The organism is Collinsella sp. LCP19S3_D3, assembly GCF_052121455.1.
Lineage (GTDB): Bacteria > Actinomycetota > Coriobacteriia > Coriobacteriales > Coriobacteriaceae > Collinsella.
Genome location: NZ_JBQKEF010000002.1, coordinates 82,727 through 96,022, shown reverse-complemented (window position 1 = coordinate 96,022; position 13,296 = coordinate 82,727). Strand labels below are relative to the sequence as shown.

Here is a 13,296-nt window from a genome sequence, read left to right as displayed (position 1 = left end):
AACACCTCCCAACACCATCGTGTCAGGAAACGAGCGCCGTAGCCTCCGCACGCCCACACCGGTTATCGAAGTCAAACCAAAAGCTGACCAAAACCTTGCAGGATAGTGTCCATTTATTCAGATACACGTCGACAAATGAACCGTTTATCGCCTAATGCCCAGGTAGATTAAGACCGACGATGCAAATGCACCGCCGGTCTATACACAACATTATTCGTGATCTTGGTAAATCTCACGTGGAGCAAGCTGAGGATGTTTACGTTTTAAGGTCTTAGGGGCCTTGTACGTGTTGCTCTCGAAGTCGATGTACTCGGTCTGTTTGAGCAAGCGCTCAATCATCTCCTCGTGATCGAACAGCTCCCACGCCTCATGCACGGCATCGAGTTTTGCGTGCGTCTCGGGGCGGCGCGGCATAAAGAGCGTGCAGCAATCGGGAGCAGCCTCGGTCGAGATATCGAAGGTACCGATTTCCTCGGCACGCGCGATGATCTCCTGCTTGTCCGAACCGATCAGCGGGCGGAACACGGGGATCTTGACGGCCTCGTTAACGGCCATAATGTTCTCGAGCGTCTGGGAGGCAACCTGACCGAGCGATTCACCGGTCACGATAGCCTTGGCGCCCTCGATATGCGCAATGCGCTCGGCAACCGAATACATAATGCGGCGATACATGATCACGCGCAGGTTGCTGGGGCAGGTGACGGAAATCTCACGCTGGCAATCGCCAAACGGCACTACGTACAGGCGGCCGATCTGGACGCCCGGCGCAAGCGCACGGATAATGTCCTGCACCAAATACTCGCTCGTATCGGGTGTCTGCGGACGACCGGAGAAATGTACCGGCACGCACACCGCGCCGCGACGCGCGAGCATCCAGGTCGCCACCGGAGAATCGATGCCCGACGACAGGAGCGTCACAACCTTGCCGGCGGAACCCACCGGCAGACCGCCCACGCCGCGCTCGGAGCGCGCATACACGTAAACGCTACCCTGGACCACCAGTACGTGCACCATCGCGTCGGGATCGTGCATTTGGACCTTTTTATCGGGGAAGGCCTCGCACAGTACCTCGCCAACCTGACGATTGATATCAATCGAGGTGAGCTCGTAGTCGGTGTTAGAGCGTTTGGCATGCACCTTAAACGAATCGAAGGGACCAAACTCGCGCAGCGCCTTCACGGCGGCGGCGCAGTACTCCTGCGGGTCGCGGTTGGTGTGATATGCCAGGGACACGCGGGCAACGCCGGGGACGGTGCGAATGACACGCGCCGCCTCGTCGGCCTGATGCTCGTTAAAGGTCACGAGGATATAACCGGAAATTCGAGACACGGCATTCACGGAAAAGGCGGCCAAGGCCGCCTTGATGTTATCCATGAGGATATGCTCAAAATGTGCGCGGTTCTTGCCCTTCAGTCCAACCTCGTGATAGTGGACCAGGCAGACGCGAGCTGCCATTTAGGCTTCAGCAACCTTGTGGCCGAGCGCCTTCTTGTAACGAGCCTCGTCGTAGGAGATATCGCCGTCGACAATCTCGTCCATAGCCATCGAGATGGTATCGGCGCCGGAGAGGCCAATGGTAATGTCATCGACATCCTGAACGGCAAGCACGCGGTTGTGCTGGCCGCGCAGCATGCTGTTAATGTCGCAGGCGCGCTTGGAGGCAAGCGAGGCGAGCAGGAAGCGGTTGTGATCGGTCTTCTCCAGAAGATCGTCAATACAAGGCTTTACAACGGACACGGACCTCAGATCCTTTCATGCATATCGAGAACGCGAACGAGCTCATCGGTCGCGCGGTCGAGATCGTCATTCACCACGACGTCGTCGTAGCGGTCGGCAAGGGCAAGTTCATCGGCGGCGTTTGCCATGCGCAGCTCGATCGTCTCGGGCGTCTCGGTACCGCGACCGACCAGGCGATCGCGTAACACCTCAAGCGAAGGCGGCTTGATAAAAATCAACACGGCCTCGGGGAAACGCTCCTTGACCTGCAGGGCACCCTGGACGTCAATCTCCAAGATCAGAGACGAGCCAGAGGCGAGCTTGGATGCGACCTCACTCACCAACGTACCGTAGCAGTTACCGTGGACCTCGGCCCACTCAACAAACTCACCGTTTGCCACGCGGCGGTCGAACTCCTCGCGCGTCAGGAAAAAGTAGTTGACGCCGTCGACCTCACCTTTACGTGGCGCTCGCGTGGTAGCCGAAACCGTCAGGCCCAGGTTCGAGCGGCGCTCGCGCACACGAGTGACGAGCGTGCCCTTGCCTGCACCTGACGGTCCAGAAATCACAAAGAGCTTTGAATCCTGAGCGCTCACTTATTTGGTCAGCTGCTCGAGGAGCTGCTCGCGCTGACGGACGCCGAGGCCCTGGACGCGACGGGTAGCGGAGATGCCGAGCTCCTCCATGATCTTGGCGGCCTTGGCCTTGCCATAACCGGGCAGAGACTCAATGAGGGTGGAAACCTTCATGCGGGAAGCGATGGGGTCATCGGAGTTGAGCACGGACTCGAGAGACTTCTCGCCCTTCTTGATCTGCTCGCGAAGCTCAGCGCGGGCGTGACGTGCGGCGGCAGCCTTCTCAAGAGCCTGCTTACGCTGCTCGTCGGTAAGCTGAGGGAGTGCCATTCGAACCTCCAAATAGTTGGGTTATATCTGATGCAATAATTGGCATTTTAGCACGTCAAACGCACTAAATGCCCAATCGACGGCTCCATAGGTTAGACGATACCTGCGAAAAGTGCAATATACGGAGGTCAAAGTTGAGCCCCTGACCTGTGATTCCACACAAAGGATGGGAAAGTTTTCGCAGGCACAAGGGCTAATTTGTGCTAATAAGACCCAAAAGTGGTGACTTGAGGGAATCTTTTACGCGACGTTTTCGATCAGCTCGGCGACGATGGCGTCAAAGGCCGCAACCGGATCGTCGGAGCCGGTAATAGGACGGCCCACCACGATGTGGCTCGCACCGCGCTCGATAGCCTGGGAAGGTGTCGCCACACGGGATTGATCGCCCAGGGCGGCACCCACCGGACGCACACCCGGAGTCACGATCAGCGCGTCGGGGCCGAGCAGCTCACGCATGTCGTGAGCCTCCATCGGCGAGCACACGATACCGTCGATGCCGTTGGCCTGAGCGAGCTTTGCCAGGCGAGCGGCCTCCTCGGCCACGGGCGACTCGACGCCGATCTCCGCCAGCGCGTCCTGATTCATGCTCGTAAGTACGGTGATGGCGACGAGCTTGGCGCGGTCCTCGCGCGCCTCCTCGGCACCCTCGCGGCAGGCAGCGAGCATGGCGCCCGAACCCAAGCCGTGGACCGAGAGCAGGTCGGCACCGGCAAGCGAGGCCGAGCGAGCGGCACCGCGCACCTGATGCGGAATGTCATGGAACTTGAGGTCGAGGAAGACCTTAAAGCCCAAATCCTTGAACGTCTTGACGATCTCGGGACCCTCGGCGTAATAGAGCGTCATGCCCACCTTGAGCCAGGCGGCATGGCCCGAAAGCTCATGGGCGAGCTCGAGTGCGCGCTCACGGTCGCAGTCGAGGGCGACGATAACACGGTCGCGGGCATCGGTCTCTAGCATTCGAACGCACCTACCAGCTCGTTGATGTCCTTTACGCCCTGGGACTCCGCCCAGGCCTCTAGCTCGTGCGCGATCTTAAGCGAAGCACACGGGTCGACGAAGTTGGCCATGCCGACCGACACGCAGGTGGCGCCGGCCAGGATAAACTCGGCCGCATCCTCGCCGGTCATGACACCGCCGACACCGTTGATGGGGATATCGACGGCCTGGGCGACCTCCCAGACCATGCGCACGGCGATGTGGTGGCACAGCGGGCCCGAAAGGCCGCCCTTGGGCTTGGCCACACGGGACTTGCGGGTGTGCACGTCAATGGCCATGCCCTGGATGGAGTTGATGACCGAAAGGCCGTCGGCGCCGGCAGCCTCGAGGGCGCGGGCGATCTCGGCGACGTTGACCGGAGCCATCTTAACGAACAGCGGCTTATCGGTCACCTTGCGGCAGGCAGCCATAACGGAAGAGGCGCCCTCGGGCGTGGAGCCCATGGCGGCACCGCCGGCGGCAATGTTGGGGCAGCTCACGTTGATCTCATATCCGGCAGCCCAGGGGCACAGCTCGACATACATCTCGAGCGCGCGCACGAACTCACCAACGGAGTGACCGGCAACCTGGCAGATGACCTGGCAACCGTCCTTGGAGAGCTGCTCGAGCCACGGACCGGACTCGCGGGCGAAAGCGGCCACACCGGGGTTCTGCAGGCCCACGGAATTGATCATGCCGCCGGGGATCTCGGCCATGCGGGGTGCAGGATTGCCGGGCCAGGGCTCGGCAGCGCAACCCTTGGTGGTGATGGCACCCAGCTGGGAGACATCAAAGAAGTTCTGGAACTGCCAACCGTAGCCAAAGGTACCGGCTGCGGTGTTGATGGGGTTCTGCATCTTGACGCCGCCGAAATCGACGGACATGTTCACGGTACCCACTAGAAGACCACCACCTTGGAAGCATCAAACACGGGGCCGCACATGCAGGCGCCCTTCATACCGTCGACCGTCTCGACATTGCAGGTGTTGCAGGCGCCAAAGCCGCAGCTCATCATGCGCTCGAGCGACACCTCGCAGTACGCGCCGGCCTCGGCGGCAGCGGCGGCGACTTTTTTCATCATAACGGCGGGACCACAGCTGGCGACGTAGTCGTAACCGCCCTTGCCGAGCAGCTCGGCGGCAGGATCGGTGCATAAGCCGTGCGTACCCAACGAGCCGTCGTCGGTGCACACGTTGACCGTGGCTCCCAGCGCGCGGAACTCATCGACGCCCACGACCTTGGACGCGGTGCCAAAACCCAAGCACACGTCAACGGCCACGCCCTGCTCGGCAAGCATGCCAGCGAGGCACAGCACGGGCGGAACACCGATGCCGCCCGCCACGAGCAGCGCCTTCCTGGTGCCCTCGGGTACCAGCCAGCCGCGGCCGCCAGGGCCCAACAGGTTGGACTTGGAGCCGGGGCCCATCTGCGACAGACGACGGGTGTCGTCGCCCACGACGGCGTACCACAGCTCGACGGTACCGGCCTCGGCGTCAGAGCGATAGAAGCTCAAGGGCACGCGAAGCAGCGAAGAGGCATCGCCGGGCACGGCGATGTTCACAAACTGACCGGGCTTGAGCGCACTTGCAAGCTTGGGGGCCGAAATAACGAGCGAGAAGATGCCGTCGGCGATCTCCTGGTTCGAGACGACCTCGAAGTCGTGCATGCGTGCAGTGGAAGGTGTGGGCATAGACGCTCCAATCCCCCATGCAGTTGCATGGACCAAACGAACAGAAAGCGCGGCACCGCAAGGGCACCGCGCACAAAAGCGATAAGGCTATGCTAGCAGATGCAGCCGTCGGCAAGCGTCTGTTTACCGCCGACAAACACATCGGTGGCACGACCGGTGAGCGTGCGGCCGGCAAAACCGGAGTTCTCGGCGCGCGACTCGTAACCGTCCTCGCCGACCGTCCAGGTGACAGACGCGTCGAAGACGGTCAGGTCGGCAACAGAGCCCGCCTTGACCTGAACCTGATCAAGGCCCAGGATCTCACGCGGCTTAATAGCCATGAGCTCGACCATGCGGCCCATACCCATCTTGCCCGTGTTGACCAGCTCGGTGAGCACGAGCGACAGCGAGGTCTCGAGACCGATCATGCCAAAGGGCGCGAGCTCGAACTCACGGGCTTTCTCCCACGGCGTGTGGGGAGCGTGATCGGTGACGATGACGTCGACGGTGCCGTCGATGACACCCTGGCGGATGGCCTCGGCATCCTCGTCGGTACGCAGCGGCGGGTTAACCTTGAGCGAGGTGTTGTAGGTCTCGTCCAGGTCGTTCTCGGTCAGGAACATGTGATGCGGAGTGGCCTCGCAGGTAACCTGAACGCCAGCGGCCTTGCCGGCACGCACGAGCTCCAGGCCATGGGCGGTGGAGATGTGCTGGATGTGCAGCTTGGCACCGGTCAGTTTGGCGATCTCGATGTCGCGGGCGATCTGGAGCTCCTCGCCGGCAGCCGGCCAGCCCTCGAGGGCCAGACGAGTCGAAACCTTGCCCTCGTTGATTTGGCCGTGGCCGACCAGGTCCTCGTCCTGGCAATGGCTCATGAAGACCTTGCCGAACATCTTGCCGTAGTCCATGCAGCGACGGAGCATGCCTGCACCCTGCACGCCGCGACCGTCGTCGGTGAAGGCGACGGCGCCGTGGGCGACCATATCGCCCATCTCGGACATAGCCTCGCCCTTAAGACCGCGGGTCATGGCGCCGGAAGGATAGACGCGGCAGTGGCCGACCTCGGCAGCGCGGGACTTGATGAACTCAACAACGGTACCGTTATCGGTAACGGGGTCGGTGTTGGGCATGGCGCACACGCCAGTGAAGCCACCCTTGGCAGCTGCGCGGGTGCCGCTCTCGATGTCCTCTTTGACCTCGTAGCCGGGCTCGCGCAGGTGGACGTGCATGTCCACCAGGCCAGGGACAAGATACTTACCGGAAAGGTCGCGGACCTCGGCTCCCTCGGCGGCGAGGTTCTCGCCGACCTCGGCGATCTTGTCGCCGTCGATCAGGACGTCAACGACCCCGTCAAGCTCGACGGACGGATCGACGACGTGGGCATTCTTAAGAAGCAAGGCCATTATCGGCACCTCCAAGCAGCAGATACAGGATAGCCATACGCACGCAGATACCGGCGTAGACCTGCTCCAGGATGACGGAGCGTTGCGGGTGGTCGGCCATATAGGAGTCGAACTCGACGCCGCGGTTGATGGGGCCCGGGTGGCAAATGATCGCGTCGGGCTTCATGAGCTTCTCACGGTCCTTGGTCAGGCCGAAGAGCTTGTGGTACTCGCGAATGGTCGGGAACGGGGCACCCTCGAGGCGCTCCTGCTGTACGCGCAGCATGTAGACGACGTCCAGCTCGGGCAGGACAGAATCGAGGTCGCTCGTCACGTGGTCGCAGCCCAGAACCTCGGGCGCCGGCGGCAGCAGCGTGCCGGGGGCGACGGCGTAGGTCTCGCAGCCCATGATCTTCAACGCGGGGATCAGCGAGCCGCAGACGCGGGAGTGGGCGATGTCGCCGACGACGGCGACTTTCAGACCGTGGAAGTCACCCTTGTGCTCCCAGATGGTGTACAGGTCGAGCAGAGCCTGCGTGGGGTGGTTGTGCTTACCGTCACCGGCGCAGATAACACTCGCGGGCGAATTCTGCGTGACGATGTAGGGAGCACCGGCATGTTTGTCGCGCACGACGATGCAGTCGATCTTGTAGGCGTTGAGCGTCTCGACGGTATCGACGAGGCTCTCGCCCTTGACCGTGGAGGTCGAGGAGCCGCCAAAGTTGAGGCTGTCGGCCGAAAGACGCTTCTCGGCGAGCTCGAAGGAGCTGCGGGTACGCGTCGAGGGCTCGTTGAACATATTGACGATGGTCTTGCCCTTGAGCGTGGGGACCTTCTTGATGGCACGCTCGTTGACCTCGGAGAACGCCTTGGCGGTCTCGAGGATGAGCTTGATGTCCTCTTCGGAGTACTCGGTAATGTCGATCAGGTGCTTATGATTGAACGCCACGGTACTACTCACCTCCCAGCGGCGCGGAGCCCACGTGGGAACCCGGCGCGACGTCGTTGATCTCGACAGCGGTACGGCCGTCGACTTCCTTCATATATAGGTGCACGTTCTCCTCGTGCGACGAAGGAACGTTCTTGCCGACAAAGTCCGGCGAGATAGGGAGCTCGCGGTGACCGCGGTCAACGAGAACTGCCAGCTCGATGCGGCTCGGACGGCCCAGGTCCATAACGGCGTCCAGAGCGGCGCGGATGGTGCGGCCCGTGTACAGGATGTCGTCCACCAAAACGACGCGCTTGCCGTCGACGCTGAAGGGAATGTTGGTAGCGTGGATCGCGGGAGCGAAGTTAGTCGCATAGTCATCGCGATAGAAGCTGATGTCCAGGCTGCCGAGCGGAACGTCAACACCCTCGATCTCCTTGATCGCCTCGGCGAGCTTCTTTGCCAGAAGGTCGCCGCGCGTGACGATGCCGACCAGAGCGAGGTCTTCACAGCCCTCGTTGCGCTCGAGAATCTCGTGCGCGATGCGGGTCATCGCTCGGTTGACGGCGGTCTCGTCCATGATGACCGCCTTGGGGGAAGTCGTGCCCATCGATCTCCTTCCTCACATGTCTTGACTGCTGATACAGTCAAAAAAATAGATGCCCGACCGCTCAAAGCGGACCAGACACCCACAGGAAGGACTGCTCTATGGCAGCAATATAAATCCATGTGGGTATCTCGTACCCCTTTAATGGTCAAGGGATAGTGTAGCCAACCCCGAGCTTAATTGCGAGCATTAATACGGAGCAATCCGCAAACGGACTCAACGCTCCATAAACCTATATATATTTGCGGGACAAGCTTGAAAACGTCGATGCGAGCTGGCATAATCCCCTCTGCTACACGCAAATCGGATCTACGTCCAGGGCCGTAGCGTGGGCACTATCGCCATAAGAGAAATATCTCTGTGTAGATTACGCACAGGGAGCTGCTTCTGTGCTATAGTTCAGGCTTGTTTGTTAACGCGACATGTTCGTTTGTCGCCCAAGGAGGGTCAGTTATGTCCAAAGTTTGCGAAGTTTGCGGTAAGCACCCCGTTGCCGGTCGCTCCATCAGCCACTCTCACCGCGTCACCAACCGTAAGTTCCGCCCCAACATCCAGCGCGTCTACGTCGTCGTCGATGGTCACCGTCGCAAGATGAACGTTTGCTCCACCTGCCTTAAGTCTGGCAAGGTTGCGCGCTCCTAAATAAGGTCTTACCAACAAGTACCTCGGACTCTCCGGGTCAAAGACCTCGCGTTCACATAGAACTTACCAAAGGCGTCCTCTCTTGTGGAGGGCGCCTTTTTGCACTCATTGGGGACAGACTTACATGGGTGTTTTCGCTCATTGGGGACAGACTTACATGGGTGTTTTCACTCATTGGGGACAGACATGATGCATGTCTGCGGCGCCCCGACTAGCTCCGGCCCCTGCCTCACGCAGCTTCCTTCCAGCCCGCAGTGGCCTTGGTCACACTTGTAGCGCCGATACCGGTGATACGGGCAATTTGCTTGACCGTGAGATGTGCCTGCCGGAGCCTCAGCAGGCAGTCATCGCGTTCGGGGCGTGGCAGGGCCTTAAGCAGCGTAGGATCTATGCTCGGCAGGACTTCGCGCGCAACGGAAAGGGCCTCCTCATCGGGGATCCGACGACGTGGAAGAACCTCCACCGACCAGATGCGCCCGGCAGCTTCCTTGAGATGCTCGCAATAGCAACGGGAGCCTCCGACAATATCGAGCATAGGGGCCGCATCACAAATGTCAAAGGGATCGTAGCCCAGCTGATAGGCCTTGAAGCTTGACCATCGGTACGCCTCGAGTGAGCCGAGCGCACCTTTCACAGGATTGAGATGGATATAATCGAGCAGCTGCACCGCCATAACAGGTCCAGAACAGCGAAATGGCAAAACGATGTCTGTCCCAAATGAGTGAAAGCACTCATATAAGTCTGTCCCCAATGAGCGGGCCGATGCCAGGCTGATATTTTTAATTAAAACGCTTCAGTAGATTGAAGCGTTTTAGTGTGCCTTTTACGGGAATCTTACCGTTCGCCGAATAATTTCTTGCTATCATGCAACACGTAGGGTAAATCTCCGATCGCAAGGAGACACAAATGGTGAAAAAGTCACCGGAAAACACTACTCCCGCAATTGTGGACAACGTAGAGGCGCTTGAGGCTAAGCTCGCTCAGATGCGAGAGGCCCAGGCGCTTTTTGCTACGTACACGCAGGAGCAGGTCGACAAGATCTTCTACGAGGCCGCCATGGCCGCCAACAAGGCTCGTATCCCGCTGGCGAAGATGGCCATCGAGGAGACCGGTCGCGGCGTTCTTGAGGACAAGGTCATCAAGAACCACTACGCCGCAGAGTACATCTACAACGCTTACAAGAACACCAAGACCTGTGGTGTCATTGAGCGCGATGAGGCCTACGGCATCACCAAGATCGCTGAGCCCATCGGCATCGTGGGCGCCGTCATCCCGACGACCAACCCCACCTCCACCGCGATCTTCAAGACGCTGATCAGCCTGAAGACCCGCAACGCCATCATCATCTCCCCGCACCCGGCTGCCGCCAAGTGCACCATCGCCGCCGCCAAGCTCGTGCTTGACGCCGCCGTCAAGGCCGGCGCCCCCGAGGGCATCATCGGCTGGGTCGATGTCCCCTCCATCGAGCTGACCAACATGGTCATGCGCGATGTCGACATCATCCTCGCCACCGGTGGCCCGGGCATGGTCAAGGCCGCCTACTCCTCGGGCAAGCCCGCCCTGGGCGTTGGCGCCGGTAACACCCCGGTCATCATCGACGACACCGCCGACGTGCTGCTCGCCGTCAACTCCATCATCCACTCCAAGACCTTCGACAACGGCATGATCTGCGCCTCCGAGCAGTCCGTGACCGTCATCGACACCATCTATGACCAGGTTAAGGCCGAGTTCCAGAAGCGCGGCTGCTACTTCGTCAAGCAGGGTGCCGAGATGGAGGCCCTGCGCGGCGCCATGTTCAAGAACGGCGCTCTCGATCACCGCATCCCCGGCATGGCTGCCGCCAAGATCGCCGAGCTCGCCGGTATCGAGGTTCCCGCCAAGACCAAGATCCTGATCGCCGAGGTCACCTCCACCGACCCCGCCAAGGAGGAGTTCTCCCACGAGAAGCTCTCCCCTGTCCTGGCCATGTATCACGCCAAGGACTTCCAGGAGGCCGTCGACAAGGCCGAGCACCTGGTACTCGCCGGTGGCCCGGGCCACACCGCCTCTCTGTACGTGCATCCCGCCCAGGCCGATAAGATCAGCCTGTTCGAGCATGTCATGAAGGCCTGCCGTATCGTCATCAACACCCCGTCCTCGCACGGCGGCATCGGTGACCTGTACAACTTTGGCATGAAGCCGTCTCTAACCCTGGGCTGCGGCTCCTGGGGCGGCAACTCCGTCTCCGAGAACGTTGGGGTGAAGCACTTGATCAACGTTAAGACTGTGGCCGAGCGCCGTGAGAACATGCTGTGGTTCCGCGCTCCCGAGAAGGTCTACTTCAAGAAGGGTTCCACGCCCGTCGCTCTCGACGAGCTGGGCAGCGTCATGGGCAAGAAGCGCGCCTTTATCGTCACCGACCAGTTCCTCTTCAAGAATGGCAACACCCGCGCCATCGAGGCCAAGCTCGACGAGATGGGCATCGCCCACGACTGCTTCTACGACGTCGAGCCCGATCCGTCGCTGCAGTGCGCACGTCGCGGCGCCAAGCAGATGGCTCTCTTTGAGCCGGACGTCATCATCGCCGTCGGCGGTGGCTCCGCTATGGACGCCGGCAAGATCATGTGGATGATGTACGAGCACCCCGAGTGCAAGTTTGAGGACATGGCCATGGACTTCATGGACATCCGCAAGCGTATCTTCACCTTCCCCGAGATGGGCAAGAAGGCCTACTTCGTCGCCGTCCCGACCTCTTCGGGCACCGGTTCCGAGTGCACGCCGTTCGCCATCATCACCGACAAGGAGACCGGCATCAAGTGGCCGCTCGCCGACTACGCGCTGCTCCCCAACATGGCTATCGTTGACGCCGACAACTGCATGACCGCCCCGCGCGGCCTGACCGCCGCCTCCGGCATCGACGTCATGACCCACGCCATCGAGTCCTATGTCTCCATCATGGCCTCCGACTACACCAAGGGCCTCTCCGAGCGCGCTGCCAAGCTCGTCTTCGAGAACCTGCCCTCCAGCTTCGAAAACGGCGCCAAGGACCCGCATGCCCGCGAGGAGATGCACAACGCCTCCTGCATGGCCGGTATGGCCTTCGCCAACGCCTTCCTGGGCCTCAACCACTCCATGGCCCACAAGCTCGGTGCCTTCCATCACCTGCCCCACGGCATCGCCAACGCCATCATCCTGACTCGCGTCATGCGCTACAACGCCGCCGAGGCCCCCGTCAAGATGGGCACGTTCTCCCAGTATCCTTACCCCAACGCGCTGCACAACTACGCCGAGATGGCCAAGTACTGCGGCATCGAGGGCAAGGACGACAAGGAGGTCTTCGAGAACTTCATCACGAAACTCGAGGAGCTCAAGGACTTCATCGGTGTCAAGAAGACCATCGCCGACTACGGTGTTGACGAGCAGTACTTCCTCGACACCCTCGACGAGATGACCGAGCAGGCATTCAACGACCAGTGCACCGGCGCTAACCCGCGCTACCCGCTCATGAGCGAGATCAAGGAGCTCTACCTGGACGCCTACTATGGCCGCGAGCCCCAGGACTACGCCGTCTGCTAGTTTTTAGCACGGTTATTTCGGCGGGGGTGAACGGGCGCACGCACGCCCCCGCCGCTGCTTCTATCGCATCGTTGAAAGGATGCAATCATGCTGCTCCCCGAATCCAAGACCGAGCTCGTCCGTCGCGGCAACAAAGTCGTTTACGACCTGGGCGACAAGATCGTCAAGGTCTTTAACGAGACCAAGCCCGTCTCCGACGTGTTCAACGAGGCTTTGAATCTTGCCCGCATCAATGAGTGCGGCATCCGCAGCCCCAAGGCTCTCGAGGTTTCTCAGCTCGAGAACGCCAACGGCTGGGCGCTCGTGACCGAGAAGGTTCCGGGCACCACCCTTGCCGAGAAGATGACTGCCGAGCCCCAGCGCTTTGGTGAGTACCTCGAGATGTTCGTCGACCTCCAGATTGAGATCCACGGCTACACCTCCCCGCTGCTCAACCGTCAGCGCGACAAGTTCGCCCGCATGATCGACAGCCTCGATCAGCTCAATGCCACCACGCGCTATAACCTTCAGGAGCGTCTGGACGGCATGACCAAGGAGTTCAAGGTCTGCCACGGCGACTTCAACCCCTCCAACGTCATCGTTGGCGACGACGGCCAGCTGTACGTCTGCGACTGGGCACACGCCACCCAGGGCTCCCCTGCTGCCGACGTTGCCACCACCTACCTGCTCTTTGCCCTCAACAGCAAGGACCAGGCCGAGGCCTACCTGGAGCTCTACTGCGATCGCGCCGACATGCCCATGCAGGTCGTGCGTCAGTGGACGAGCATCGTCGCCGCTTCCGAGCTCGCTCGTAAGCGCAACGTGAACGATGAGTTCCTTAAGAACTGGATCGACGTCGTCGATTATCAGTAATATCTGAGCGATTTATTTCGCATCGGAGGCACAAAGGAAAACCCCGCAGCTCGCATGGGCTGCGG

At 60.7% G+C, this 13,296-nt stretch carries 14 protein-coding genes; 3 read left to right on the top strand and 11 right to left on the bottom strand.

The window, feature by feature from the left end:
- Window positions 1–210: 210 nt before the first annotated feature.
- The 10 genes from thiI to pyrR form a co-directional block, all read right to left on the bottom strand.
- A complete protein-coding gene (thiI, locus tag ACTQXM_RS01375; RefSeq protein ID WP_427794782.1) occupies window positions 211–1,455 on the bottom strand; it encodes a tRNA uracil 4-sulfurtransferase ThiI in 1,245 nt (414 codons plus the stop codon).
- Complete coding sequence (locus ACTQXM_RS01370) at window positions 1,456–1,737, bottom strand: DNA-directed RNA polymerase subunit omega (RefSeq protein ID WP_370450597.1); 282 nt, start codon at window positions 1,735–1,737, stop codon at window positions 1,456–1,458. It abuts the gene before it with no gap.
- 5 nt (window positions 1,738–1,742) lie between these two features.
- On the bottom strand, window positions 1,743–2,312 hold the full coding sequence (gene gmk / locus ACTQXM_RS01365; RefSeq protein WP_370450596.1) for a guanylate kinase: 570 nt from the start codon (window positions 2,310–2,312) through the stop codon (window positions 1,743–1,745).
- A complete protein-coding gene (gene mihF / locus ACTQXM_RS01360; protein ID WP_006236130.1) occupies window positions 2,313–2,621 on the bottom strand; it encodes an integration host factor, actinobacterial type in 309 nt (102 codons plus the stop codon).
- A 240-nt stretch (window positions 2,622–2,861) separates the two neighbouring features.
- Window positions 2,862–3,578, bottom strand: coding sequence for an orotidine-5'-phosphate decarboxylase (gene pyrF / locus ACTQXM_RS01355; protein ID WP_441537014.1), 717 nt, complete (start codon window positions 3,576–3,578; stop codon window positions 2,862–2,864).
- Complete coding sequence (locus tag ACTQXM_RS01350; RefSeq protein WP_441537027.1) at window positions 3,572–4,480, bottom strand: dihydroorotate dehydrogenase; 909 nt, start codon at window positions 4,478–4,480, stop codon at window positions 3,572–3,574. The genes pyrF and ACTQXM_RS01350 overlap by 7 nt, the downstream gene beginning before the upstream one ends.
- Before the next feature lie 14 nt (window positions 4,481–4,494).
- The gene (locus ACTQXM_RS01345; RefSeq protein ID WP_154516544.1) at window positions 4,495–5,262 is read right to left on the bottom strand and encodes a dihydroorotate dehydrogenase electron transfer subunit; all 768 of its coding nucleotides are present in this window, start codon (window positions 5,260–5,262) and stop codon (window positions 4,495–4,497) included.
- Window positions 5,263–5,378: 116 nt separating this feature from the next.
- A complete protein-coding gene (locus ACTQXM_RS01340) occupies window positions 5,379–6,668 on the bottom strand; it encodes a dihydroorotase (protein ID WP_427717534.1) in 1,290 nt (429 codons plus the stop codon).
- Complete coding sequence (locus tag ACTQXM_RS01335) at window positions 6,652–7,596, bottom strand: aspartate carbamoyltransferase catalytic subunit (RefSeq protein ID WP_035138537.1); 945 nt, start codon at window positions 7,594–7,596, stop codon at window positions 6,652–6,654. Before ACTQXM_RS01335 ends, ACTQXM_RS01340 begins: the two co-directional genes overlap by 17 nt.
- 4 nt (window positions 7,597–7,600) lie before the next feature.
- Complete coding sequence (gene pyrR / locus ACTQXM_RS01330; protein ID WP_138374176.1) at window positions 7,601–8,185, bottom strand: bifunctional pyr operon transcriptional regulator/uracil phosphoribosyltransferase PyrR; 585 nt, start codon at window positions 8,183–8,185, stop codon at window positions 7,601–7,603.
- A gap of 450 nt (window positions 8,186–8,635) precedes the next feature.
- Here pyrR and rpmB point away from each other — a divergent pair, with 450 nt between their 5' ends.
- Window positions 8,636–8,824 (top strand): 50S ribosomal protein L28, encoded by a 189-nt coding sequence (gene rpmB / locus ACTQXM_RS01325; RefSeq protein WP_022094725.1) that lies wholly within the window; start codon window positions 8,636–8,638, stop codon window positions 8,822–8,824.
- A 229-nt stretch (window positions 8,825–9,053) separates the two neighbouring features.
- On the opposite strand, the gene ACTQXM_RS01320 is transcribed toward rpmB, so the two are convergent.
- Window positions 9,054–9,497, bottom strand: coding sequence for a hypothetical protein (locus tag ACTQXM_RS01320; RefSeq protein ID WP_441537013.1), 444 nt, complete (start codon window positions 9,495–9,497; stop codon window positions 9,054–9,056).
- 233 nt (window positions 9,498–9,730) lie between these two features.
- Here ACTQXM_RS01320 and adhE point away from each other — a divergent pair, with 233 nt between their 5' ends.
- Both adhE and ACTQXM_RS01310 read left to right on the top strand, forming a co-directional pair.
- On the top strand, window positions 9,731–12,379 hold the full coding sequence (adhE, locus tag ACTQXM_RS01315) for a bifunctional acetaldehyde-CoA/alcohol dehydrogenase (protein ID WP_441537012.1): 2,649 nt from the start codon (window positions 9,731–9,733) through the stop codon (window positions 12,377–12,379).
- Between the two features lie 87 nt (window positions 12,380–12,466).
- Window positions 12,467–13,231 (top strand): aminoglycoside phosphotransferase family protein, encoded by a 765-nt coding sequence (locus tag ACTQXM_RS01310; RefSeq protein ID WP_154516259.1) that lies wholly within the window; start codon window positions 12,467–12,469, stop codon window positions 13,229–13,231.
- The last annotated feature ends 65 nt before the right edge of the window (window positions 13,232–13,296 follow it).

What these genes read in the sequence shown, in the direction of transcription:
- ACTQXM_RS01320 (WP_441537013.1), bottom strand. Translation starts at nt 9,497, where the DNA reads ATGGCGGTGCAGCTGCTCGATTATATCCATCTCAATCCTGTGAAAGGT.
- ACTQXM_RS01340 (WP_427717534.1), bottom strand. Translation starts at nt 6,668, where the DNA reads ATGGCCTTGCTTCTTAAGAATGCCCACGTCGTCGATCCGTCCGTCGAG.
- pyrF (WP_441537014.1), bottom strand. Translation starts at nt 3,578, where the DNA reads ATGCTAGAGACCGATGCCCGCGACCGTGTTATCGTCGCCCTCGACTGC.
- ACTQXM_RS01350 (WP_441537027.1), bottom strand. Translation starts at nt 4,480, where the DNA reads ATGTCCGTCGATTTCGGCGGCGTCAAGATGCAGAACCCCATCAACACC.
- ACTQXM_RS01345 (WP_154516544.1), bottom strand. Translation starts at nt 5,262, where the DNA reads ATGCACGACTTCGAGGTCGTCTCGAACCAGGAGATCGCCGACGGCATC.
- adhE (WP_441537012.1), top strand. Translation starts at nt 9,731, where the DNA reads ATGGTGAAAAAGTCACCGGAAAACACTACTCCCGCAATTGTGGACAAC.
- pyrR (WP_138374176.1), bottom strand. Translation starts at nt 8,185, where the DNA reads ATGGGCACGACTTCCCCCAAGGCGGTCATCATGGACGAGACCGCCGTC.
- rpmB (WP_022094725.1), top strand. Translation starts at nt 8,636, where the DNA reads ATGTCCAAAGTTTGCGAAGTTTGCGGTAAGCACCCCGTTGCCGGTCGC.
- mihF (WP_006236130.1), bottom strand. Translation starts at nt 2,621, where the DNA reads ATGGCACTCCCTCAGCTTACCGACGAGCAGCGTAAGCAGGCTCTTGAG.
- ACTQXM_RS01310 (WP_154516259.1), top strand. Translation starts at nt 12,467, where the DNA reads ATGCTGCTCCCCGAATCCAAGACCGAGCTCGTCCGTCGCGGCAACAAA.
- thiI (WP_427794782.1), bottom strand. Translation starts at nt 1,455, where the DNA reads ATGGCAGCTCGCGTCTGCCTGGTCCACTATCACGAGGTTGGACTGAAG.